Genomic DNA, 22,231 nt, shown 5'->3' with positions numbered 1-22,231 from the left:
CCAGCGCCGTACCATCCCGTGCGACAAACCGTGCTTCATCGCCACAGTCTTGTAGCCACCTTGTTTGTCGAGATACTGCCCGACTATCGAGAGCTTGAATTGCTCGTCGTACTTCGCCATGAAAAAACCCCAAAAGTTGGTGTCCAACTTTTGGGGTTCAGTTCACGCGGGAGCCGTTTTGTTTATCTGCACCCCGCGCTCTTGGGCTGGCCGCACGCGATCATCGCGCCCACGGCCGGATTCGCCAGATAGTCCAGGTGGGCCGTCATCGGATTCTCGATCAAACCCAGCCAGCTCCTGTCGTTCGACACGAGCACGTCCGCCACGGCCACGTCCGGCGCCGTGTAGCGGGCCGGCAGCAGCCGGTAGGACAGCAAATCGTTCGGGTCCGTAAAGGCGACGACGGCCAGGCGCTGCAGGGCTTCCGTGCGGCGATTGGGCTGGTGCCGGCGCAAGTCCAGGAAGCGCTGCAGCGAATCCTGCACCGCCATCGCCCGCGGGCCGGCCGACTGCTCGGCCAGACTGAGAATTGGCAATTGATTGCCGGCCATGAACAGCAGGCCGAGCCGGCGCGCCGCCTGCTGGCCCAGCGCGCGGGTCCGGGGGCGCCACGATTCCAGCATGGCGCTCAAGGCGTCGAACAGCATCTTGCTGCCCAGGCTTTCCGCGACGACGACGAGGGGCGCCTCGCTGTCCGGATTGTTGTCGAGCACGTGCGCGATCGTCTCGACCATCGCGTCGCGGATCGCGACATGGCTTTCGCCTTCGTAGATGACGGCGTCGGACAGGCAGTCGTTCAGCAGGTTGTCCTTGACGTAGCCGTTCAGCGACGCGCGCGTGGGCTTGCATTGGCCGGCACCCGTGCAATCGGTCGGAGCGCCCGTCATGTCGAAGTCGAGCTGATGCTTCAGCTGGGCCGTCAGCGGCGACCACACGAGGGCGTGGAAGCGGACCGTGCCGCCGGCCAGCGTGCGCGTGCGCTCGACGAGTTCCACGCGTCCGGGGGCGCTCGTGGAGACGGCCCCGGCGGCCGGCGCGTGCTCGTCGACGATGCCGGCGATGCGGTCGATCTGGCGCTCGGCCCAGCCGGCATCGTGGGTGCACATGCCGTGCACGAGGATCACGTCGACGGGCCGCGCGCCGGCGATCGCGACGATGCCTGCGATGCCGGGAAAGGTCGCGCTGTCGTGCACGACGACGGGAGGGCGGTAGGGCGTGGAACAGGCGGCGAGACAGGCCAGGACGGGCAGGAACGACAGTCGGAAGCGCCACATCATGCGTTCTCCAGCGAAGGTGACGCTCGACTATAGCGGCGCGGGCCGGTGGATCAAATGACCCGAATCAATGGCTCCGAAAAACAAAAAGCCGCGCACTGTGTCGTGGGCGGCTTTCTTTGCAAAGAACCAGATTACTTGATCTTGGTTTCTTTGTAGATCACGTGCTTGCGTGCTTTCGGGTCGAATTTGGTGATTTCCATTTTCGCCGGCATCGTGCGCTTGTTCTTGGTCGTGGTGTAGAAGTGACCCGTACCTGCGGTCGATTCCAGTTTGATCTTGTCGCGGCCAGTTTTTGCCATGATGACTCCCTAATTAGATTTTCTCGCCGCGGGCACGCATGTCGGCCAGCACAGCGTCGATGCCGAGCTTGTCGATGACGCGCAGACCGGCGTTCGACACACGCAGGGAGACCCAGCGGTTTTCGGATTCTACGAAGATGCGACGGTTCTGCAGGTTCGGCAGAAAACGACGCTTGGTTTTGTTGTTGGCGTGGGAGACGTTGTTGCCAACCATCGGACCCTTGCCAGTAACTTGGCAAACACGTGCCATAGCGCACTCCTTGAATAAACTTCCACAATTGGAAAAACGAGAGTATAGCTTGAAAACCGTCGCGTAATCAACAACTTGCGGAAAAAAATTGTTTCTCAATAAACGACTTGAATTTAACAATCGTAAATTTTCGCAATGTTTGCGTCGTAAGGTCCTGTTTTCACACCGTTATTCCCGCGCCGCCGCGCGTTCGACATGCGCCACGAGCGCCCGCAGCGCGGCGGCGATGGGTGTCGCGAAGCGGGGAATCTCCGCGATCCTGGCCGGATCGGCGCCGGAACCGATGACGGGAACGCGCAGGCAGGCGTCGAGGACGAGGTCGGCGGACATCGTGCGCAGCGTTTCCTTCAGCGCTTCGTCCGCGTGGAAAGATTGGTACGAGGGATTCAGCACGGCGACGGGCTTGCCCGCGAACGGCGCGTGGCCGACGACCCAGTCCAGCGTGTTTTTCATCGTGCCCGTGACGCCGTGCGCATACTCGGGGCTGGCGATGAGCAGGGCGTCGGCCGCCGTGATCGCCTCCTGCAGGGCCGCTACGCCGGGCGGCACGTCGGTGCGTTCAGGATTAAACAGCGGGAAATCCTTGTGCTGCTCGAAGAGTTCGATGGCGACGCCGGCCGGCGCGAGATCGCGGCAGGCGCGCAGCACGCCGGCGCTCATCGAACGGGCACGCTGGCTGCCGCAGAGGGCAAGGATGCGTAGGGTCATTGGCTCATCCGTCATGATCAAACCATCATCGTAGCAGCACCGGCATGAGCCCGAAAATTCGGGGTCAGAGCTGGTTGTGCTCGGCGAACGAGTGGATGAGCGGGCCGGCGACGATGAAATGGTCGAGCACGCGGATGTCCACGAGGTCCAATGCCTGGGACAGCGCGCGCGTCAGACGCAGGTCGGCTTCGCTCGGGTCCGGCAACCCGGACGGGTGGTTGTGCGCGAGGATCACGCCGGCCGCGTTGCGCGACAGGGCTTCGACGACGACTTCGCGCGGGTAGACGCTCGTCTGCGTGAGCGTGCCGCGGAACAGTTCGCGGTCGGCGATCAGGCGGTTCTTGACGTCCAGGAACAGCACGACGAAGGATTCGTGGCGCTGGCCCCCCAGTTTGAGGCGCAGGTAGCGCTTGACGAGGTCGGGCGACCCGAACGCCTCTCCCGCCTGCAATTGTTCTGCGATGGCGCGGCGGGCCAGTTCCATCACGGCTTGCAATTGCGCATATTTGGCCATGCCGAGGCCGTGCACCTCGGACACATCGTCCAGGCTCGCGCCGAACAGGCCGTGCAGCGAGCCGAAATGTTGCAGGATGTCGCGGCCCAGTTCCACCGCGCTCTTGCCGCGCACGCCCACGCGTAGCAACAGCGCCAGCAGTTCCGGATCCGACAGCGCCTGCGCCCCTTCGCGCACGAGCCGTTCGCGCGGCCGGGTCCGTTCCGGCCAGTCTTCGATACCCATCGAGCCCTCCATGTGAGACCGTGCATTATTCGCGCGGCGGGGCAGTATCGGCTTGGGCATGCGCAATAATAGGCGCATGAACGATCTTCGCGCCTTCGACCTGAACCTGCTCGTCACGCTCGACGCTTTGTTGACGGAAGCAAACGTGACCCGTGCCGCCCAGCGCCTGCACCTGAGCCAGTCCGCCGTGTCCGGCCAGCTCGCGCGCCTGCGCCAGTTGTTCGACGACCCGCTGCTGCTGCCCGCCGACAATGGCCGCGGGATGAACCCGACGGCCCGCGCGCTCGACCTCGCCGGACCCGTGCGCGCCGCGCTCGACCAGCTGGCCGGCATCGTGCGCGGGCAGCCGGCGTTCGATCCGGCGACGGCCCAGCGTACGTTCCAGATCGCCGCCAGCGATCTGTCGACGGCCGTGCTGGGCCTGCCGCTGGCGGGCCTGCTGGCGCAGTGCGCGGGACCGGGCGTGCGGCTCGCGTTCCGCATGGCCGACGGCGCCCGGATCGCGGCGCAGTTGCAGGAAGGGGAGGTCGACCTGCTGATCGGGTCGGAGCGCATGGTGCCCGAGAACATGCGCGCGCGGCTGTTGGTCGAAGAACATTTCGTCATGGTGCAGCGCAAGGGCCATCCGCGCGGCTCGGCGCCGCTCGACCTCGACGCCTATTGCGCGCTGCGCCACGTGCTCGTCTCGACGAGCGGCGGCAGCCTGCACGGGTTCATGGACGAGCATCTGCAGGCGCTGGGCCGCGCGCGCAACGTCGTGCTGTCCGTGCAATCGTTCGCGCTCGTGCCCGGTTTGCTGTGCCAGTCCGATCACGTCGCCACCGTGCCGTCGCGCCTGGCGGCCCTGCATGCCGGCGTGCTCGACCAGTTCGCGCTGCCGTTCGACTGCAAGGGGTTTTCGCTGTACGCGGCGTGGCATCCGCGCTTCCACGCCGACCCGGCGCTGGCCTGGCTGCGCGAGCAGGTCGTTCGCGTCGCCGCGTGATCGGCGGCCCCGATGGGTCGTATCGCCGGATACGATTTCCGCCGCCGCGCGGCCGGTCCTACACTGCCTGACATCCTAACCCACCTTGAAAGGCAGACCATGAAAGACCAGCGCATCATCGTCATCGGCGGCACGTCGGGCATCGGCCTGAAGAGCGCACGCCGCTTCGCGGCATTGGGTGCCAGCGTGACCGTGACGGGGCGCGACGCCGCCAAGGGCGCCGCCCTCGACGTTCCCGGCGTGCGCTTTGCCCAGCTCGACGCGTGCAGCCGCGCGCAATGCGACGCGTTCTTCGCCGGGCACGGCCCGTTCGATCACCTGGTCGTGTGCGCGTCCGGCGCGTCCGGCGCCGGCACGTTCCGGGACCTCGCGCTGGACGACCTGCGTGCCGGCTTCGACGGCAAGTTCTGGCCCCAGCTGAACGTGCTGCAGGCCAGCCTCGCCGGCATCGCGGCCGGCGGTTCCGCGACGCTGGTCGGCGCCATCTCCGCCCGCGCCCAGCAGCCGGGGACGGCCGGTCTCGCGGCCATCAACGGGGCGCTGGAGGCGATGTTGCCGATCCTGGCGTCCGAACTGCGGCCGTTGCGCGTGAACATGGTGGCGCCGGGCGTGATCGATACGCCGTGGTGGCACCGCGTGCCGGATGCGCAGCGCAGCCGCCTCTTCGAGGACATGGGCGCGGCCGTGCCCGCCGGCCGCGTGGGGACGCCGGCGGACGTGGCCGAGGTCATCATCATGCTTGCCGGCAATACATTCATCACCGGCAGCGTCATCGACGTGGACGGCGGCTGGAAGCTGCGCCGCTGAGCCTGCGTTTCCCGGCCACGACAAAATGACGACGGCTGAGGCGGGAGCGGCACGGGTGGCTTACAATAGCGGTTTGCACGTCTAACCGAAACGCGAATGTCTTCCTCCAACGCTCCCATCGTCACCGAATCGTCGTACCTGACCCTGCATTATCGCCTTGCCACTGCCGACGGCACGGACATCGTGACGACCTTCGGCAGCACCCCGGCCACGTTGTTGCTGGGCCAGGGCCAGCTCGCCCCGTTCCTGGAGCAGCGCCTGCTCGGCCTGGCCGAAGGTACGCACACGACGTTCGACCTGAGCCCCGCGGAGGGGTTCGGCGAGCGCAATCCCGAATTGATCCAGGTCGTCACGAAGAAGACCCTGGACGAGAATTCCGAACCGGATGCCGATTACCAGGTCGGCGACCTCGTCGACTTCCGCGCGCCGGGCGGCGGCCGCTTTGCCGGCGTGCTGCGCGACATGCGCGCGAACGACGCCGTGTTCGATTTCAACCATCCGCTCGCCGGGCAGCCGCTCAAGTTCGAAGTCCAGCTGATTTCCGTGCTCTAACCACAGCCCATCACGAACCATGGAAAACGAGATCCTGTTAGCCCAGCCGCGCGGCTTCTGCGCCGGCGTCGACCGTGCGATCGAGATCGTCGAGCGTGCCCTGCAGCAGTTCGGCGCGCCGATCTACGTGCGCCACGAGATCGTCCACAACGCCTACGTCGTCAACGACTTGCGCAACAAGGGCGCGATCTTCATCGAAGACCTCGACGACGTCCCGGCCGGCAACACGCTCGTGTTTTCCGCGCACGGCGTGTCGAAGGCCGTGCGCGAGGAAGCCGAGTCGCGCGGCCTGAAGGTCTACGACGCCACCTGCCCGCTGGTGACCAAGGTGCACGTGGAAGTGGCCAAGATGCGCAAGCAGGGCGCCGAGATCGTCATGATCGGCCACGCCGGCCATCCGGAGGTCGAGGGCACGATGGGCCAGGCGGAACAGGGCATGCATCTCGTCGAAACGGTCGAGGACGTCGCGAAGCTGGACGTCGCCGACCCCGATCTGCTGGCGTATGTGTCGCAGACCACGCTGTCCGTCGACGATACGGCCGAGATCATCGCCGCGCTGAAGGCGCGCTTCCCGAACATCGTCGAGCCCAAGAAGGGCGATATCTGCTACGCGACGACGAACCGCCAGGAAGCCGTGAAATTCATGGCGCCGCAGGTGGAAGTGGTGATCGTCGTGGGCAGCCCGAACAGCTCGAACTCGAACCGCCTGCGCGAAGTGGCGGAAAAGAAGGGCACGCCGGCCTATATGGTCGACAACGCCGCCGGCATTGATCCGGCCTGGATCGCCGGCAAGAAGCGCATCGGCGTCACGGCCGGCGCGTCGGCGCCGGAAGTGCTCGTGCAGGCCGTCATCGAGCGCCTGAAGGACCTGGGCGCCGCCAGCGTGCGCGCGCTCGAGGGCGTCGAGGAAAACGTCACGTTCCCGCTGCCCAAGGGCCTGGACGCCGGCAAGGCGGCCGCCTGACCGGTCCCATCCGCCCGCGGCCGCACGCGCCGCGGGCCCTGTTGCAAACACTCCCTCCGCCCTATCCATGAACGCCCTCGACCTGCGTCCGCGCGCGCCCTCCGGCTTCGATGCCATTGCCCTGGAATTCTTCCAGGACTACCCGGAACCGGGCGTCAATTACAAGCGCGAGTTGACGATGCCCGTGGTGACCCTGCGCGACGTGTAAGCGATGTTTGAAATTCGGGCAACTCATCCATTTTCCGATGTTATGATGATGTTCGGAATTATGTTGCTTGAATAGCGGCACTCGTACCACGGGTGCCGTTTTTGTTAGTTCGAAAGGAAACCACACAAGCATGGATATCTTTGTCCAACAGATCCTGAACGGGCTGGTGCTGGGCAGCATGTATGCGCTCGTCGCGCTCGGCTACACGATGGTCTACGGCGTGCTCAACCTCATCAACTTCGCCCACGGCGACGTGCTGATGATCGGCGCCATGGTCGGCCTGTCGATCCTGAAACTGCTGAACGGCGTCTTCCCCGGCCTGCCCGGCGGCGTGCAACTGGCCATCGCCATCGTCGGCGCGATTCCCGTCACGATGCTCGTGAACGTTCTCATCGAACGCATCGCCTACCGCCGGCTGCGCAACGCGCCGCGCCTGGCTCCCTTGATCACCGCGATCGGCGTGTCGATCCTGCTGCAGACGTTCGCCATGATGATCTGGGGCCGCAGCCCGCTGCCGTTCCCGCAGCTGCTGTCGTCCAAGCCGATCGCGGTCGCCGGCGCCGTCATCTCGCAAACCCAGGTGCTGCTGCTCGTGCTGGCGGCCGGCGCCATGGTCGGCCTCGTCTTCCTCGTCGAAAAGACCCGCATGGGCCGCGCGATGCGCGCCGTCGCCGAGAACCCGCGCGTGGCCGGCCTGATGGGCGTCGATTCGAACCGCGTCATCGTGGCCACGTTCGCCATCGGCGCCGCGCTGGCGGCCGTCGCCGGCGTGATGTGGGGCGCGAATTACGCGTCGATCCAGTTCGCGATGGGCACCGTGCCGGGCATGAAGGCGTTCTCGGCCGCCGTCCTGGGCGGTATCGGCAATATCTATGGCGCGATGATCGGCGGGATCGTCCTCGGCATCATCGAAAGCCTCGGCGCCGGCTATATCGGCGACCTGACGGGCGGCTTCCTGGGCAGTAATTACCAGGACATCTTCGCATTCGTCGTGCTGATCCTCGTGCTGACCGTGCGTCCGTCCGGCATCATGGGCGAGCGCGTGGCAGACCGCGCGTAAGGAGGCATCGAGAATGGCTCTCCTGACGTTCGACACCGCGCACAAGCCGAAGCAATCGTACGCCAGCATGGCGGTACTGCTGGCCGTGGTGCTGATCTTCCCGTTCGTCGCCGCGCAGTACGGCAACTCGTGGGTGCGCATCATCGACATGGCGCTGCTGTACATCATGCTGGCGCTGGGCCTGAACATCGTCGTCGGCTTCGCCGGCCTGCTCGACCTGGGCTATATCGCATTCTTCGCCGTCGGCGCGTATCTCACCGGTCTGTTCGCATCGCCGCAATTCGCCGCGCTGCTGGAATCCGTCCTGAACTACCACCCCGAGCTGCAGGACGCCATCGTGCGCCTGTTCGGCGAGGACGTGCTTGAGAACGGGATCCACCTGTCCGTCTGGTTCGTCGTCCCGCTGGCCGCGCTCGTGGCCGCGCTGTTCGGCGCGCTGCTGGGCGCACCGACGCTCAAATTGCGCGGCGACTACCTCGCCATCGTGACCCTGGGCTTCGGCGAGATCATCCGGATCTTCATGAACAACCTGAACGATCCGATCAATTTCACCAACGGCCCGCAAGGCATCAACCTGATCGATCCGATCCGGATCTTCGGCCTCTCGCTGGCGGGCGAGCCGGGCTCGCGGGCGACCGTGTACATCGGCGGCTTCGGTATGCCGTCCGTCAACGCGTACTATTTCCTGTTCCTGCTGCTGTGCATCGTGACGATCTTCATCACGAGCCGCCTGCAGCATTCGCGCCTGGGCCGCGCCTGGGTCGCGATCCGCGAGGACGAGATCGCCGCGAAGGCGATGGGCATCAACACGCGCAACGTGAAACTGCTCGCGTTCTCGATGGGCGCGTCGTTCGGGGGCGTCGCGGGGGCCATGTTCGCCGCGTTCCAGGGTTTCGTTTCGCCGGAATCGTTCTCGCTGACGGAATCTATCGCCGTGCTGGCGATGGTGGTGCTGGGCGGCATCGGCCACATCCCCGGCGTCGTGATGGGCGGCGTGCTGCTGGCCGCGCTGCCGGAAGTGCTGCGCCACGTCGTCGAGCCTGCGCAGCAGGCGCTGTTCGGCAAGGTCGTCATCGAGGCCGAGGTGCTGCGCCAACTGCTGTACGGCCTGGCCATGGTGCTGATCATGCTGAACCGTCCGGCCGGCCTGTGGCCGTCGCCCGTGAAGGAAGACCGTCCGGCCGCCGCCATCGCGAAGGAAGAAAAGGAAGAGAACGAGGCATGAGCGACATCCTGCTGAACATCTCCGGCGTCAATAAACGCTTCGGCGGCCTGCAGGCCCTGACGGACGTCGGCATCAAGATCGCCAAGGGCCAGATCTATGGCCTGATCGGCCCGAACGGCGCCGGCAAGACCACCTTCTTCAACGTGATCACGGGCTTGTACCAGCCGGACACCGGGACGTTCGAGCTGGACGGCAAACCGTACTCGCCGTCGGCCCCGCATGCCGTCGCCAAGGCCGGCATCGCGCGCACCTTCCAGAACATTCGCCTGTTCGGCGAAATGTCCGCGCTGGAAAACGTGATGGTGGGGCGCCACGTGCGCACGCACCAGAGCGTGTTCGGCGCCATCTTCCGCCACGGGGCGGCGCGCCGGGAAGAGGCGGCGATCCGCGCCCGCGCGCAGGAATTGCTGGACTTCGTCGGCATCGGCCAGTTTTCGCTGCGCACGGCGCGCTTCCTGTCCTACGGCGACCAGCGCCGCCTGGAAATCGCGCGCGCGCTGGCGACGGAGCCGAAGCTGCTCGCGCTGGACGAGCCCGCGGCCGGCATGAACGCCACGGAAAAGGTCGCGCTGCGCGAATTGCTGGTCAAGATCCAGCGCACGGGCATCACGATCCTGCTGATCGAACACGATGTGAAACTCATGATGGGGCTGTGCGACCGCATGTCGGTGCTGGAATACGGCAAGCTGATCGCGGAAGGCCTGCCGGCCGAGATCCAGAAGAACCAGGCCGTCATCGACGCGTATCTCGGAGGAGCCCATTGATGGCCGATAACGTTCTGAAAATTGCCGGCCTGAAGGTGGCGTACGGCGGCATCAAGGCCGTCAAGGGCATCGACCTGGCGGTCGACCGCGGCGAACTCGTCACGCTGATCGGCGCCAACGGCGCGGGCAAGACGACGACGCTGAAAGCGATCACGGGCACGCTGCCGCCGTGCAAGGTGGGAGGCACGATCGCCTATCTCGGCCAATCGCTGAGTGCGACGCTGCACGCCCACAAGTCGTTCAAGCTGGTCGAGCAGAAGCTGGCCATGGTGCCGGAAGGCCGCGGCGTGTTCACGCGCATGACCATCCACGAAAACCTGTTGATGGGCGCCTACACGCGCAACGACAAGGCCGGGATCGAGGCGGACATCGAGAAGTGGTACGCCGTGTTCCCGCGCCTGAAGGAGCGCTCCGGGCAACTGGCCGGGACGCTGTCCGGCGGCGAGCAGCAGATGCTGGCGATGGCGCGCGCCCTGATGTGCAATCCGACGCTGCTGCTGCTGGACGAGCCGTCGATGGGTCTCGCGCCGATCATGGTCGACAAGATCTTCGAGGTGATCCGCGACGTGTCGAAGCAGGGCATCACGATCCTGCTCGTGGAGCAGAACGCGAAGCTGGCGCTGCAGGCCGCGCACCGCGCCTACGTCATGGAATCCGGCGCGATCACGATGACCGGGAATGCCCAGGACATGTTGCACGATCCGCGCGTGCAGGCGGCGTACCTGGGCGAATAAACCGCGCGTAACAAGACGAACGGCCCGGAACCGCTTGCGCGGTCCGGGCCGTTCTGCTTCCTTGGGAGGGGGAAGCAGCGGTGATTCCTGCTGCTTAGGCGGCGGCGGCCGAGTTGGCGGCGGCGCCAGCCTTGCGGGTGGCTTGCGTGAACTGCGACACGGCGGCGTTCAGGTTCGATTCGATCGCCTCGACGGCTTGCTTGGTCGTCTTGGTGAACTGTTCGTAGCCGGCGTTGGCGTTGCTGATGGCGGTTTTCAGGGCCGACACATAGGTCTCCGAACCGGCCGGGGCGTTCTTGGTTACTTCGTCGACCAGCGAGATCACCTTGCGGTTGACTTCGGCGAACTGGCTTTCGGCGGCTTTCGAGAACTCGGCGCCGGTGTCGGCGGCGATCGATGCCACTTGACGGCCGTAGGCCAGGGCCTTTTCAGCGGCCGGCTGCGCTTGCGCGGCCGACACGGCGAAGAATTCCTGGGCATCCTTGACAGCCAGCAGCTGGCGTGCGGTTGCCGACGAGTCCTCGAGGGCGGCCTTGGCGGTGTTGATGTTCAGGCCCACCAGCTTTTCCACACCTTCGAAGGTCTTGGAGGTCAGGGCCGACAGCAGGGCGAACTGGGATTCGAGATTGGCTTTGGTCGCGTTCGAAAACTGCTCAGGGAATGCAAACATATGGTTCTCCAGTAATGGATCGTTATGTGAACTTTGCTTTGAGGTGCCTTGGGACACCTGCTTTGGACCAGTGAAGCGGTGCTGCTGAAAAACTTGGGGCGGCTTGTGAAGCTCGACGATTGTGCGCCGCAACATGAAGCCATTTTTCACGTTTTTCGATTATGCGTCAAGCACTTTTGATGCGTCGCACAATTGAACAGCAATCTGTTGAGTAAGATCAATGGATGCAATCGTTTGCGGCATTTTTGTTTGCGTCGTTACAACAGTTTAGTGCTCTGCAGCAAGCGCCAACGGGGCGAAGCGCCCATGCTAGACTTGTTGCACGTTAATGGAGGCCGCATGATCACCACCGAACAACAACGCGCCGTCGACGCCGCCATCACGTCGCGGCGCTCGATCCGCGCCTTCCTGCCGACGCCGGTCGCGCGCGAGGACGTCGAGGCCATCCTGGAAGTGGCGGCGCGCGCGCCGTCCGGCACCAACACGCAGCCGTGGAAAGTCCACGTGCTGACGGGCGCCGCGAAGGAACGCCTGTCCGAGCGCATCCTGGCCGTCTACAAGGATCCGGCCAGCAACCGCGAGCACGTCGAGGAATACGCCTACTACCCGCGCGAATGGGTGTCGCCCTTCGTCGACCGGCGCCGCAAGGTCGGCTGGGACCTGTACGCGCTCCTGGGCCTCACGCGCGACGACAAGGCCGGCATGGCGGCCCAGCACGGCCGCAACTACCGCTTCTTCGACGCGCCCGTCGGCATGATCTTCACCATCGACCGCATCCTGGAGCAGGGCTCCTGGCTCGACTACGGCATGTTCCTGCAGAACATCATGATCGCGGCGCGCGGCCGCAGTCTGGACACGTGCCCGCAGGCCGCGTTCACGCAGTTTCACCGCATCATTTCCGACGAGCTCGGACTGCCCGACAACGAGATGATCGTGTGCGGCATGGCGCTCGGCTACGCGGATCCCGGCAAGGTCGAAAATACCCTCGTCACGGCACGGGAGCCGGTATCGGCCTTCGCCCGTTTCATCGAGTAGCATTTGCGGTCCGTCGCCGCAAGCTATTGAAAAACCAAGGGATTTCTACAACGCATTGTTTTTTTCGTTGTAGAAAAAAGCGGGCGCAGGTGGTACATTTCGCTTGGTGCGCACTTGCGCTCCAGTCGTCTTCCGCTACACTGCATTCAGTGCTCTTCAGTTCGCGTTCAAGGATTTTCAGATGCTCAAGCTCGCGTTGGCAGCCGCCATTTCCATGATGTTCGTGCTCGAACCCGCCGCAGCCGCGACCAAGCACAAGGGACACGCGGCCGCCGCCAAGCGGGTCAAGGCCAAGCGCCCCTACCTGGCCAAGGTCATCGCGGACGACAACCGCGAGCGCATGGTGCGCCGGATCGAGATGGTGCACGGCAAGCGCCGCGTCGTGTATCGGCGCATCCGCCACGTCGCGCCGGCCGTCGCCGTGCTCAGCGCCGGCGAAATTGCCGGCCTGAACCGCACGCACGATCCGCTCGACCTGCGCTCCAACGTCGCCTACGTGATGGACCAGACGAGCTCGGAAGTGCTGTTCGAAAAGAATGCGGCCGTCGCGCTGCCCATCGCCTCCATCACCAAGCTGATGACGGGCCTGCTCGTCGTGCAGGCGCAGCAGGATTTGAACGAGGTCCTGACGATCACGGACGCCGACGTCGACCGCCACAAATTCACCAGTTCGCGCCTGGCCGTCGGCACCCGCATGACGCGCGGCAATCTGCTGCACATCGCGCTGATGAGCTCGGAAAACCGCGCCGCCGCCGCGCTGGGCCGCAATTATCCGGGCGGCATCCAGGCGTTCGTCGAGGCGATGAACGCGAAGGCGCGTGAACTCGGCATGAACGACACGCATTATGTGGATGCGAACGGCCTGTCGAGCGAGAACGTGTCGAGCGCGCGCGACCTCGCCAGGCTCGTCAAGGTGGCGCACCAGGAGCCGCTGCTGCGCCAGTACACGACGGATCCGAACTATGTCGTGCAGGCGGGCGGCCGGCCGCTGCAGTACCACAACACGAACTATCTCGTCGCCATGCCGGACTGGAACATCGGCCTGCAAAAGACCGGGTTCATCAACGAAGCGGGGCGCTGCCTCGTGATGCAGGCCATGATCCAGGGACGTAACGTGATCATGGTGTTCCTCGATTCGAAGGGCAAGCAGTCGCGCACGGCCGACGCCGGCCGCATGCGCCGCTGGCTCGAAACGCTCAAGCCGGCCGGCATGTCGGCCACGGCCGCGGCCGGCGTGCCGGTGACCGTGTCGGCGACGGTGCCGGCCACGGTGTCCGCCGCCGCCGCGACGTCCGTCGTGCAGTAAGCGGGCCGGGGCGGCGCTTCAGCTCGGCCCGCCGACGCGGTGGCCCAGCGTGGCGGAAATCTGCGCCGCCGTGGTCACCAGGTCTTCCAGCCAATCGTCCTGCAGGCGGTCTGCGGGCGCCGAGATCGACAGGCCGGCGACCAGCTTGCCGCTGTCGTCGTGGATGCCGGCCGCCATGCAGCGCACGCCCAGTTCCAGCTCCTCGTTGTCGCGCGCATAGCCGCGTGCGCGCACGAGCGACAATTCGCGCTCCAGGCGCGTCAGGTCCGTGATCGAATTCTTGTTGTGGCCGGCGAGGCCCGTGCGCGTGGCATACGCGCGGATCGCTTTCGGCTCGTCGACGGACAGGAACAGCTTGCCGGTCGACGTCAGGTGCAGCGGGCCGCGGCCGCCGATCGCGCGCACGACCTGCATGCCGGAGCGTTCGGAGAAGGCGCGGTCGATGTAGACGATCTCGTCGCCCTGGCGGACCGACAGGTTGACGGTCTGCTTGGTCTTGTTGTGCAGCGCGCGCATCAGGTCGACGGCGGCTTCGCGCACGGACAGCCGGCTCTTGACGACGTTGCCCAGTTCGAGCAGGCGCATGCCGAGGCGGTAGGTGCCCGGTTCCACGCGGTCGACGAAACGCGTCACGACCATGTCGTTCAGGATGCGGTGCGCCGTCGACGGGTGCAGGCCCGAGATCTTCGACAACTCTTTCAGGCTGACGGGATCGGGGTGACCGGCCAGTACGTCGAGCAGCGCCACCATGCGCTCGATCACCTGGATGGAAGTCTTGGCCGGTTCTGGAGTTTCCATTTTCATGATGTGGTTGGTGCGGTGCGGTATATTTCTCTACTTTATACCACAATGCGAAAAGAATGGGCAATCCTGTCAGTTTGGTGTTGCGTGCGGGTAGAGCTGTGTGGGCATAATGGCGTTTCTGTACAGCTTGTCGAAACAACATGGATCAACCGAGCAGCGAGTTCAAGAGTAAAGGCGGCCTGGGCCGCATCGCGGGCGCCTTCCGCTATTCGATCGAGGGTTTCCGCACGGCGTGGCGGCACGAACACGCGTTCCGCCAGGAGGTGATGGTGGCCGTGCCGGCGGCCGTCGTCGCGCTGTTGCTGAAGATTTCGGCATTCCAGAAACTGGCGCTGATCGCCGTGCTGGGACTCGTGCTGCTCGTGGAATTGATCAATGCGGCCATCGAAGCCGTCGTCGACCGCGTGTCGCTGGAACGCCATCCGCTGTCCAAGGCGGCGAAGGACCTGGGCAGCGCGGCGGTGGCGCTGGCGATCGCGATGGCGGCCGCCACCTGGGCCGTCGTGCTGTACAACCGTTTTTTCTGACCCGCCGCGACAGCCGCGGCGGCCCGCGCATCCACCAAAGGAGATCATGATGACTTTACGCCTGGGCGACACGGCGCCGGACTTCGAGCAGGATTCCACCATCGGCCGCATCCGCTTCCACGAGTGGGCGGGCGATTCGTGGGTCGTGCTGTTCTCGCACCCCGCCGACTTCACGCCGGTGTGCACGACGGAGCTGGGCCTCACCGCGAAACTGAAACCGGAATTCGACAAGCGCAACGTCAAGGCGATCGCGCTGTCCGTCGACCCGGCCGAGCAACACAAGGCATGGATCAAGGATATCGAGGAAACCCAGCAGACCGTGGTCGGCTTCCCGATCATCGCCGACGCCGACAAATCGGTCTCGACGCTGTACGACATGATCCACCCGAACCAGTCGGCCACGGCGACCGTGCGCTCCCTGTTCGTGATCGATCCGGCCAAGAAGATCCGCCTGATGATCACCTATCCGATGAGCACCGGCCGCAACTTCGACGAGGTGCTGCGCGTGATCGACGCGCTCCAGCTCACCGACGGCTACACGGTGGCGACGCCGGGCAACTGGAAGGATGGCGACGACGTGATCATTCCGCTGAACATTCAGGATCCGGAGCAGCTCAAGCAGAAATATCCGAAAGGGTTCACGGCGCCGAAGCCGTATCTCCGTTTGACCCCGCAGCCGAACAAATAAGCGCCGCATGCGGCATGCATGGTGGGCGGGGGGCCGCCCACCCTACCAACCTGCACACGGTAGGGTGGGCACCCCGTGCCCACCAAACCTATCGTTATTGCCAGATATTACAGTCCGCATAAGCAAATAAGGAACGTGTTGTTTGTTTTACGGCTGAGGACCATTACCCTTGGGTCCAACCTGGGGGTAAAGCATGTCCATTCAATACATTTTGTCGGGATTCGCAGTTGGCTTGCTGGTCGGCCTGACCGGGGTCGGCGGTGGTTCATTGATGACGCCGCTGTTGACGCTGATGTTCGGCGTGACGCCGTCCGTCGCCGTCGGCACCGACCTTGCCTTCGCCTCGATTACGAAGAGTGCGGGCACGATCACCCACCGTTCGCGCGGCACCGTGCACTGGGACATCGTCGGCCGATTGTGCCTCGGCGCGCTGCCGGCCGCGCTCGTCGCCACCCTGGCGCTGCAGTACTTCGGTCCGCTGAATGCCGCGATCGGCAAGGTGATCCGCTATACGATCGCCGTGTCCGTGCTGCTGACCGTCGTCGCCATCCTGTTCCGCGGCAAGATGCTCGCCTGGGTCAACGCCAGCCCGTCGCACCAGTTGCACGGCCGCAGCCTGTTCGCCGCCACGGTCGCGTCCGGAGCGCTGCTGGGCACGCTCGTGACGATCTCCTCGATCGGCGCGGGCGCCATCGGGGCGACCTTGCTCGTTATGCTGTATCCGCGCCTGACGCCGGCCGAGGTGGCGGGCACCGACATCGCCTACGCCGTGCCGCTGACCGCCATCGCCGCGGTCGGCCACTGGTGGCTGGGGTCGATCGACTGGACCCTGCTGCTGACCTTGCTGGTCGGGTCGCTGCCCGGGATCACGCTGGGCGCCTGGGCCGCCCGGGCCGTGCCGGAACGAGTGCTGCGGGGCTTGCTGGCGATGACGCTGGCGGGCGTGGCGGTCAAGCTGCTCCACTGAGTCGAACCGAGCCGGGCCGAACCGGCCGGACCGAGCGAAAGGCGCCGCGAGGCGCCTTTCCTGCTTTTGGGGCCGCTAAGATGGGAATCTTCTATGCAAATGAGGAATGCTTCGTTTGTGATATGCGGTTTTCGTGAGATTATCTAGTTTCGTTAGAAGAAAACGTAATAAGGCGTACGATGACCATTCCACGATCGCGCAGCAGCGCCAACCGGGTGATCCCCGGCTTCGGGCTCTCGCTCGGGTTCACGATTTTCTATCTGGCGCTGCTGGTGCTGATTCCGCTGTCGGCCATCTTCCTCAAGACGTTCACGATGAGCTGGGACGCGTTCGTCGGCGCCGTCACGTCCGACCGGGTGATGGCGTCGTACCGGCTGAGCTTCGGCGCGTCGCTGCTCGGCGCCGCCATCAACGTCGTGTTCGGCGGCATCGTGGCGTGGGTGCTCGTGCGTTACCAGTTCCCGGGCAAGCGCTTCGTCGACGCCCTGGTCGACCTGCCGTTCGCCCTGCCGACCGCGGTCGCCGGCATCACCTTGACGGCGCTGTACTCGTCCAACGGCTGGATCGGGCAATACCTGGAACGGGCGGGCATCAAGGTCGCGTTCACGCCGCTGGGCGTCGTCATCGCGCTGACCTTCATCGGCCTGCCGTTCGTCGTGCGCACGGTCCAGCCGGTGCTGGAAGACGCGGAGCGCGAACTGGAAGAAGCCGCCGCCAGCCTGGGCGCCAGCCCGTGGCAGACCTTCATCCGCGTGATCCTGCCCAGCATCGTGCCCGCGTTGCTGACGGGCTTCGCGCTCGCGTTCGCGCGCGCGACCGGCGAATACGGCTCGGTGATCTTCATCGCCGGCAATATGCCGATGGTGTCCGAGATCACGCCGCTGTTCATCATCACCAAGCTGGAGCAGTACGACTACACGGGTGCCACGGCCATCGCCGTCGTGATGCTGCTGGTGTCGTTCTCCCTCCTGCTGACCATCAACCTGCTGCAGGCCTGGGCGCGCAAGCGCGCGGGGAAGTGACATGAGTGCCGTCCTCGACGATCGATCGCAAGCCAGGGCCACGAACACGCTGGAGCCGGGCTGGGTGCGCTACGCGCTGATCGCGGTGGCCCTGCTGTTCCTCACGCTGTTCCTGTTCGTGCCGCTCGTGGCGGTGTTCACGGAAGCGCTCACGAAGGGCTGGGACACGTACCGCGAATCCGTGCTCGATCCGGACGCGCTGTCCGCCATCAAGCTGACGTTCATCGCCGCCGGCATCGCCGTGCCGCTGAACCTCGTGTTCGGGGTGGCCGCCGCGTGGGCCATCGCCAAGTTCGACTTCGCCGGCAAGAGCGTCCTCCTGACGCTGATCGACCTGCCGTTCTCGGTCTCGCCCGTGATCGCGGGCCTCGTCTACGTGCTGCTGTTCGGTGCGCAGGGCTGGTTCGGCCCCTGGCTGACGGACCACGACATCAAGATCCTGTTCGCCGTGCCGGGCATCGTGCTGGCGACCGTCTTCGTCACGTTCCCGTTCGTCGCGCGCGAACTGATCCCACTGATGCAGGCGCAGGGCAGCGAAGAGGAAGAGGCGGCCCTCGTGCTGGGCGCGTCCGGCTGGAAGACCTTCTTCAAGGTCACGCTCCCGAACATCAAATGGGGCCTGCTGTACGGCGTGATCCTGTGTAACGCCCGCGCGATGGGCGAGTTCGGCGCCGTGTCCGTCGTCTCCGGCCACATCCGCGGCGAGACCAACACGATGCCGCTGCAGGTCGAGATTCTCTACAACGAATACGACTTCACGGCCGCGTTCGCGATCGCGTCTCTGCTGGCCTTGCTGGCCCTCGTGACGCTGGCCGTGAAAACCTTTATCGAATGGCGCATGCACCGGGCCCACAAGGCCAGCGTGCAAGGCCGCACCACGGAGCATTGAACATGACGATCGAAGTCCACAATATCCGCAAGCAGTTCGGCCCGTTCACGGCCCTGGACGACGTGTCGCTGAAGTTTGCCGACGGCGAGCTGACGGCGCTGCTGGGCCCGTCCGGTTGCGGCAAGACGACCCTGTTGCGCATCATCGCCGGCCTCGAGTTCCCGGATGCGGGCCGCGTGCTGCTCGACGGCGAGGACGCATCCGACCGTCACGTGCGCGAGCGCCAGGTCGGCTTCGTGTTCCAGCACTACGCGTTGTTCAAGCACATGACCGTGTTCGAGAACGTCGCCTTCGGCCTGCGCGTGAAGCCGCGGCGCGAACGTCCGTCCGAAGCGCAGATCCGCGACAAGGTCAAGAAGCTGCTGGAGCTGGTGCAGCTGGACTGGATCGCCGACCGTTATCCGCCGCAGCTCTCGGGCGGCCAGCGCCAGCGCATCGCCCTCGCGCGCGCCCTCGCGGTGGAGCCGCGCGTGCTGCTGCTGGACGAACCGTTCGGCGCGCTCGACGCCAAGGTGCGCAAGGAACTGCGGCGCTGGCTGCGCCAGCTGCACGACGAGCTGCACGTGACGTCGATCTTCGTCACCCACGACCAGGAAGAGGCGCTCGAGGTGGCGGACCAGGTCGTCCTGATGAACCAGGGGCACGTGGAGCAGCTCGGCACGCCGGCCGACGTCTACAACCATCCCGCGTCGCCGTTCGTCTACGGCTTCCTGGGCAACGTCAACCTGTTCCACGGCCGCGTGCACGAAGGCGTGCTGGCCAGTGGCGACGCGACGTTCCACGCGCCGCAGTACGCGGACGTCAAGAACGGCGCAGGCATCGCCTACGTCCGCCCGCACGACCTCGACGTCGAACGCTACGTTGCGGGCGGCGAGGGCGTCGCCGTGAAGCTGCGCCGCGCGCACGCGATCGGCCCGCTGGCCCAGCTGGACCTGGAGCGCGCCGACAACGCCCAGATGATCGAGGCCGTGATTCCGAACGAGCGCTATCGCGAGCTGGGCTTGCGCGACGGCGACACGCTGCTGGTGAAGCCCAGGCGCATGCACGTGTTCGTCGACCAGGGCGAAGGCATTTGAATTTCCGCTAGCCGCGCCCGCGCGCAGCGGCGCATGACAGGGATCAGCGCTCGCGCAGCGCGTCCGCGCACTCGCGCACGAGGGCGGGGCCGCGGTAGATCAGGCCGCTGTACAGCTGCACGAGCCGGGCGCCGGCCGCGATCTTCGCCTTGGCGTCGCGGCCGCTCATGATGCCGCCCACGCCGATGATCGGCACGGTGTCGCCCACTTCCGCCTTGAGCGCGCGGATCACGATGTTCGACAGGTCGAACACGGGCGCGCCGGACAGGCCGCCCTGTTCGTTCGCATGGCGCATGCCTTCCACGTCGCGGCGGTTCAAGGTGGTGTTGGTGGCGATCACGCCGTCGATGCCGTGGCGGACGAGGGCGCCGCCGATGTTGCGGATCTGGTCGCCGTCCACGTCCGGCGCGATCTTCAGCGCCAGCGGCACATAGTGGCCGTACTTGTCGGCCAGGCGCGATTGCTCTTCCTTGAGCTGCGACAGCAGCGCATCCAGTTCGGAGGCGTCCTGCAGCTGGCGCAGGTTCTTCGTATTCGGCGACGAAATATTCACGGTGACGTAGCTGGCGTACGGATACACCTTGCGCAGGCAGGCCAGGTAGTCGTCGGCGGCACGTTCGATGGGCGTGTCGGCGTTCTTGCCGATGTTCAGGCCCAGCACGCCCTGGCGTTCCTGGTAGAAGCGCGACGACTGGACGTTGGCGACGAAGGCGTCGACGCCGCCGTTGTTGAAGCCCATGCGGTTGATGATGCCGCGCGCGGCCGGCAGGCGGAACATGCGCGGCCGCGGGTTGCCCGGCTGGGCGCGCGGGGTCACGGTGCCGATCTCGATGGAGCCGAAGCCGAGGGCGGCCAGGCCGTCGATGTACGCGCCGTCCTTGTCCAGGCCGGCGGCCAGGCCGACCGGGTTCGGGAACGTGATGCCCATGACCGTGCGCGGATCCGGTTTCGGTTTCCTGACGATGCCCGTCAGGCCCAGGGCCGCCGCGCGGCGCAGCGCGGGCAGGGTCAGGTTGTGGGCCGTTTCGGGATCGAGGGAGAACAGCAGGGGGCGGGCGAGGGCGTACAGGAGTTTGTCGGACATGATCGGCTATCGTGGATTGGGCGCCATTTTACCTTGTATGGCTGAAACGCCGCACTATCACGATCAATACAGCCGCTTAACGGTCCAGCACACCCCATACGCCGTCGATACGCGCCTCCAGCGGCTTGAAATTGATCTTGTACGCCATCTTGGGGCTCTGTTCGATCCAGTAGCCCAGGTAGACGTAGGGCAGGCCGAGCTCGCGCGCCTGGCCGATCTGCCACATCACGTTGTACGTGCCGAACGAGGCGCCGGGCACGTCCGGGTCGAAGAACGTGTAGACGGACGACAAGCCGTCCGACAGCACGTCGATGATCGAGACCATGCGCAATGTGCCGTCCGGCTCGCGGAATTCCACGAGGCGCGTGTTGACGCGGCTCTGCAGCAGGAATTGCGCGTACTGGTCGCGGCTGTCCTGGTCCATGCCGCCGCCCACGTGGCGCGTCGTCTGGTAGCGCAGGTACAGCGCATAGTGCTCGTCGGAGAACGACAGGTTGGCCACCATGGCCGCCAGGTCGTCGTGGCGCTTCCAGGCGCGCCGCTGGCTGCGGTTGGGGATGAAGCGCTCCGCGGCCACGCGCACGGGGATGCAGGCCCGGCAGCCGTCGCAATAGGGGCGGTACGTGAAGATGCCGCTGCGGCGGAAACCGTTGCGCACGAGTTCCGAGTACACGTCCGCATTGATCAGGTGCGACGGGGTGGCGACCTGCGAACGGGCCTGGCGCGCGTCGAGATAGCTGCAAGGATACGGTGCCGTTGTGTAGAACTGCAGCGTGGAAAATGGCAGATCATTCAGGTGCGTCATGCAAAGCTCTCGGAACGACGTATGTGGAACCCATTGTAGCCAAAGACGGCGCCGCGCACCGTTAGGTGGTCAACGGTGGCGCGACTTCCCACCGTTCGATGGGCGGCTCGTCGATCGCGCGGCGCAGGTGCTGCAGGAAATCGCGGCGCGGGATCGGGACGGCGCCCAGCGACGCCAGGTGGCCCGTCTCCTGCTGGCAGTCGATCATCGCCACGCCATGGCGCCGCAAGAAGGCGACCAGGTAGGCCAGCGCGACCTTCGACGCGTCCGACACCCGGGCGAACATCGATTCGCCATAGAACATGCGGCCGATGCACACGCCATAGGCGCCGCCGACCAGCTCGCCGTCCAGCCACACCTCGGACGAGTGCGCGTAGCCCATGCGGAACAGGCCCGTGTAGCCGGCGATGATGTCTTCCGAGATCCACGTGCCGGGCCCGTCCCTGCGCGGCGCGGCGCACGCGCGCATCACGGCCTCGAAGGCGCCGTCGAAACGGACGACCCAGGGCCCGCCGGCCTGGCGGCTGCGTTCGATCTTGCGCAGGGTTTTTTTCAGGCTCTCGCTGACCCTGAAGCGGTCGGTGTACAGCACCATGCGCGGATCGGTGCTCCACCAGAGGATCGGCTGGCCCTCGGAAAACCAGGGGAAGATGCCGTGCCGGTAGGCCTGCAGCAGGCGTTGCGGCGAGAGGTCGGCTCCGGCCGCGAGCAGGCCCGGCGCGTCGGTCGTCAACGCTTCGGACACGTCGGGGAACGGCGTATGGGCCTCGAGCCAGGGAATCATGG

At 65.5% G+C, this 22,231-nt stretch carries 28 protein-coding genes; 17 read left to right on the top strand and 11 right to left on the bottom strand.

Features of this window, described 5'->3' with window-relative positions; all coding sequences use genetic code 11:
- The 6 genes from ISF28_RS31340 to radC all read right to left on the bottom strand — a co-directional run.
- A partial coding sequence (locus ISF28_RS31340; protein ID WP_198118848.1) for a transposase occupies window positions 1-120 on the bottom strand: 120 nt, incomplete at its 3' end.
- Between the two features lie 62 nt (window positions 121-182).
- Window positions 183-1,277, bottom strand: a complete 1,095-nt coding sequence (locus tag ISF28_RS29400; RefSeq protein WP_198120725.1) for a hypothetical protein — start codon at window positions 1,275-1,277, stop codon at window positions 183-185.
- Between the two features lie 131 nt (window positions 1,278-1,408).
- Window positions 1,409-1,576 (bottom strand): 50S ribosomal protein L33, encoded by a 168-nt coding sequence (gene rpmG / locus ISF28_RS29395; RefSeq protein ID WP_005665735.1) that lies wholly within the window; start codon window positions 1,574-1,576, stop codon window positions 1,409-1,411.
- A 13-nt stretch (window positions 1,577-1,589) separates the two neighbouring features.
- Complete coding sequence (gene rpmB / locus ISF28_RS29390) at window positions 1,590-1,826, bottom strand: 50S ribosomal protein L28 (RefSeq protein ID WP_091657194.1); 237 nt, start codon at window positions 1,824-1,826, stop codon at window positions 1,590-1,592.
- A gap of 168 nt (window positions 1,827-1,994) precedes the next feature.
- Complete coding sequence (locus tag ISF28_RS29385; protein ID WP_229519454.1) at window positions 1,995-2,534, bottom strand: NADPH-dependent FMN reductase; 540 nt, start codon at window positions 2,532-2,534, stop codon at window positions 1,995-1,997.
- A gap of 64 nt (window positions 2,535-2,598) precedes the next feature.
- Window positions 2,599-3,273: a RadC family protein gene (gene radC / locus ISF28_RS29380; protein ID WP_198120723.1), complete on the bottom strand. Its 675-nt coding sequence runs from the start codon at window positions 3,271-3,273 to the stop codon at window positions 2,599-2,601.
- A 76-nt stretch (window positions 3,274-3,349) separates the two neighbouring features.
- Here radC and ISF28_RS29375 point away from each other — a divergent pair, with 76 nt between their 5' ends.
- The 9 genes from ISF28_RS29375 (at window position 3,350) to ISF28_RS29335 (ending at window position 10,572) form a co-directional block, all read left to right on the top strand.
- Complete coding sequence (locus ISF28_RS29375; protein ID WP_229519453.1) at window positions 3,350-4,258, top strand: LysR family transcriptional regulator; 909 nt, start codon at window positions 3,350-3,352, stop codon at window positions 4,256-4,258.
- A 99-nt stretch (window positions 4,259-4,357) separates the two neighbouring features.
- On the top strand, window positions 4,358-5,065 hold the full coding sequence (locus ISF28_RS29370) for an SDR family oxidoreductase (RefSeq protein WP_198120721.1): 708 nt from the start codon (window positions 4,358-4,360) through the stop codon (window positions 5,063-5,065).
- 96 nt (window positions 5,066-5,161) lie between these two features.
- A complete protein-coding gene (locus ISF28_RS29365; RefSeq protein WP_198120720.1) occupies window positions 5,162-5,617 on the top strand; it encodes an FKBP-type peptidyl-prolyl cis-trans isomerase in 456 nt (151 codons plus the stop codon).
- A gap of 19 nt (window positions 5,618-5,636) precedes the next feature.
- On the top strand, window positions 5,637-6,581 hold the full coding sequence (ispH, locus tag ISF28_RS29360) for a 4-hydroxy-3-methylbut-2-enyl diphosphate reductase (protein WP_198120719.1): 945 nt from the start codon (window positions 5,637-5,639) through the stop codon (window positions 6,579-6,581).
- Window positions 6,582-6,648: 67 nt separating this feature from the next.
- Window positions 6,649-6,789: a hypothetical protein gene (locus ISF28_RS29355; protein ID WP_198120718.1), complete on the top strand. Its 141-nt coding sequence runs from the start codon at window positions 6,649-6,651 to the stop codon at window positions 6,787-6,789.
- A 130-nt stretch (window positions 6,790-6,919) separates the two neighbouring features.
- On the top strand, window positions 6,920-7,849 hold the full coding sequence (locus tag ISF28_RS29350; RefSeq protein ID WP_198120717.1) for a branched-chain amino acid ABC transporter permease: 930 nt from the start codon (window positions 6,920-6,922) through the stop codon (window positions 7,847-7,849).
- A 13-nt stretch (window positions 7,850-7,862) separates the two neighbouring features.
- Complete coding sequence (locus ISF28_RS29345; protein ID WP_198120716.1) at window positions 7,863-9,074, top strand: ABC transporter permease subunit; 1,212 nt, start codon at window positions 7,863-7,865, stop codon at window positions 9,072-9,074.
- Window positions 9,071-9,838 carry an ABC transporter ATP-binding protein gene (locus ISF28_RS29340; RefSeq protein ID WP_198120715.1) on the top strand — a complete coding sequence of 256 codons (768 nt, stop codon included), beginning with the start codon at window positions 9,071-9,073 and terminating at the stop codon, window positions 9,836-9,838. Before ISF28_RS29345 ends, ISF28_RS29340 begins: the two co-directional genes overlap by 4 nt.
- Entirely contained in the window at window positions 9,838-10,572 is a 735-nt protein-coding gene (locus ISF28_RS29335; RefSeq protein WP_198120714.1) for an ABC transporter ATP-binding protein, read from the top strand. The genes ISF28_RS29340 and ISF28_RS29335 overlap by 1 nt, the downstream gene beginning before the upstream one ends.
- Window positions 10,573-10,666: 94 nt before the next feature.
- Here ISF28_RS29335 and phaP read toward each other — a convergent pair whose 3' ends face one another.
- Window positions 10,667-11,242: a TIGR01841 family phasin gene (gene phaP / locus ISF28_RS29330; protein ID WP_198120713.1), complete on the bottom strand. Its 576-nt coding sequence runs from the start codon at window positions 11,240-11,242 to the stop codon at window positions 10,667-10,669.
- A 339-nt stretch (window positions 11,243-11,581) separates the two neighbouring features.
- Here phaP and ISF28_RS29325 point away from each other — a divergent pair, with 339 nt between their 5' ends.
- Window positions 11,582-12,277, top strand: a complete 696-nt coding sequence (locus ISF28_RS29325; protein WP_198120712.1) for a nitroreductase — start codon at window positions 11,582-11,584, stop codon at window positions 12,275-12,277.
- A 181-nt stretch (window positions 12,278-12,458) separates the two neighbouring features.
- Complete coding sequence (locus ISF28_RS29320) at window positions 12,459-13,583, top strand: serine hydrolase (protein ID WP_198120711.1); 1,125 nt, start codon at window positions 12,459-12,461, stop codon at window positions 13,581-13,583.
- 18 nt (window positions 13,584-13,601) lie between these two features.
- Here the strand turns inward: ISF28_RS29320 and ISF28_RS29315 are convergent, their stop codons facing one another.
- Window positions 13,602-14,387 (bottom strand): IclR family transcriptional regulator, encoded by a 786-nt coding sequence (locus tag ISF28_RS29315; RefSeq protein ID WP_198120710.1) that lies wholly within the window; start codon window positions 14,385-14,387, stop codon window positions 13,602-13,604.
- A gap of 140 nt (window positions 14,388-14,527) precedes the next feature.
- On the opposite strand from ISF28_RS29315, the gene ISF28_RS29310 reads away from it, so the two are divergent.
- From ISF28_RS29310 to ISF28_RS29285, 6 genes are all read left to right on the top strand, one after another.
- A complete protein-coding gene (locus ISF28_RS29310; RefSeq protein ID WP_198120709.1) occupies window positions 14,528-14,914 on the top strand; it encodes a diacylglycerol kinase in 387 nt (128 codons plus the stop codon).
- Between the two features lie 49 nt (window positions 14,915-14,963).
- Window positions 14,964-15,602, top strand: coding sequence for a peroxiredoxin (locus tag ISF28_RS29305; RefSeq protein WP_198120728.1), 639 nt, complete (start codon window positions 14,964-14,966; stop codon window positions 15,600-15,602).
- Window positions 15,603-15,795: 193 nt separating this feature from the next.
- On the top strand, window positions 15,796-16,569 hold the full coding sequence (locus ISF28_RS29300; protein WP_198120708.1) for a sulfite exporter TauE/SafE family protein: 774 nt from the start codon (window positions 15,796-15,798) through the stop codon (window positions 16,567-16,569).
- A 179-nt stretch (window positions 16,570-16,748) separates the two neighbouring features.
- Window positions 16,749-17,591: a sulfate ABC transporter permease subunit CysT gene (gene cysT, locus ISF28_RS29295; protein WP_198120707.1), complete on the top strand. Its 843-nt coding sequence runs from the start codon at window positions 16,749-16,751 to the stop codon at window positions 17,589-17,591.
- Between the two features lies 1 nt (window position 17,592).
- Window positions 17,593-18,480, top strand: a complete 888-nt coding sequence (gene cysW / locus ISF28_RS29290; protein WP_198120706.1) for a sulfate ABC transporter permease subunit CysW — start codon at window positions 17,593-17,595, stop codon at window positions 18,478-18,480.
- Between the two features lie 2 nt (window positions 18,481-18,482).
- Window positions 18,483-19,556 (top strand): sulfate/molybdate ABC transporter ATP-binding protein, encoded by a 1,074-nt coding sequence (locus tag ISF28_RS29285; RefSeq protein ID WP_198120705.1) that lies wholly within the window; start codon window positions 18,483-18,485, stop codon window positions 19,554-19,556.
- Between the two features lie 43 nt (window positions 19,557-19,599).
- Here the strand turns inward: ISF28_RS29285 and ISF28_RS29280 are convergent, their stop codons facing one another.
- The 3 genes from ISF28_RS29280 to aat form a co-directional block, all read right to left on the bottom strand.
- Window positions 19,600-20,640: a quinone-dependent dihydroorotate dehydrogenase gene (locus ISF28_RS29280; protein WP_198120704.1), complete on the bottom strand. Its 1,041-nt coding sequence runs from the start codon at window positions 20,638-20,640 to the stop codon at window positions 19,600-19,602.
- A gap of 76 nt (window positions 20,641-20,716) precedes the next feature.
- The gene (locus ISF28_RS29275; protein WP_198120703.1) at window positions 20,717-21,445 is read right to left on the bottom strand and encodes an arginyltransferase; all 729 of its coding nucleotides are present in this window, start codon (window positions 21,443-21,445) and stop codon (window positions 20,717-20,719) included.
- A 61-nt stretch (window positions 21,446-21,506) separates the two neighbouring features.
- Window positions 21,507-22,229, bottom strand: coding sequence for a leucyl/phenylalanyl-tRNA--protein transferase (gene aat / locus ISF28_RS29270; RefSeq protein WP_198120702.1), 723 nt, complete (start codon window positions 22,227-22,229; stop codon window positions 21,507-21,509).
- Between the last annotated feature and the right edge of the window lie 2 nt (window positions 22,230-22,231).

Origin of the sequence: Massilia rhizosphaerae, assembly GCF_016093545.1 — a bacterium.
Lineage (GTDB): Bacteria > Pseudomonadota > Gammaproteobacteria > Burkholderiales > Burkholderiaceae_D > Telluria > Telluria rhizosphaerae.
This window is presented reverse-complemented; position numbering and strand designations above follow the sequence as displayed.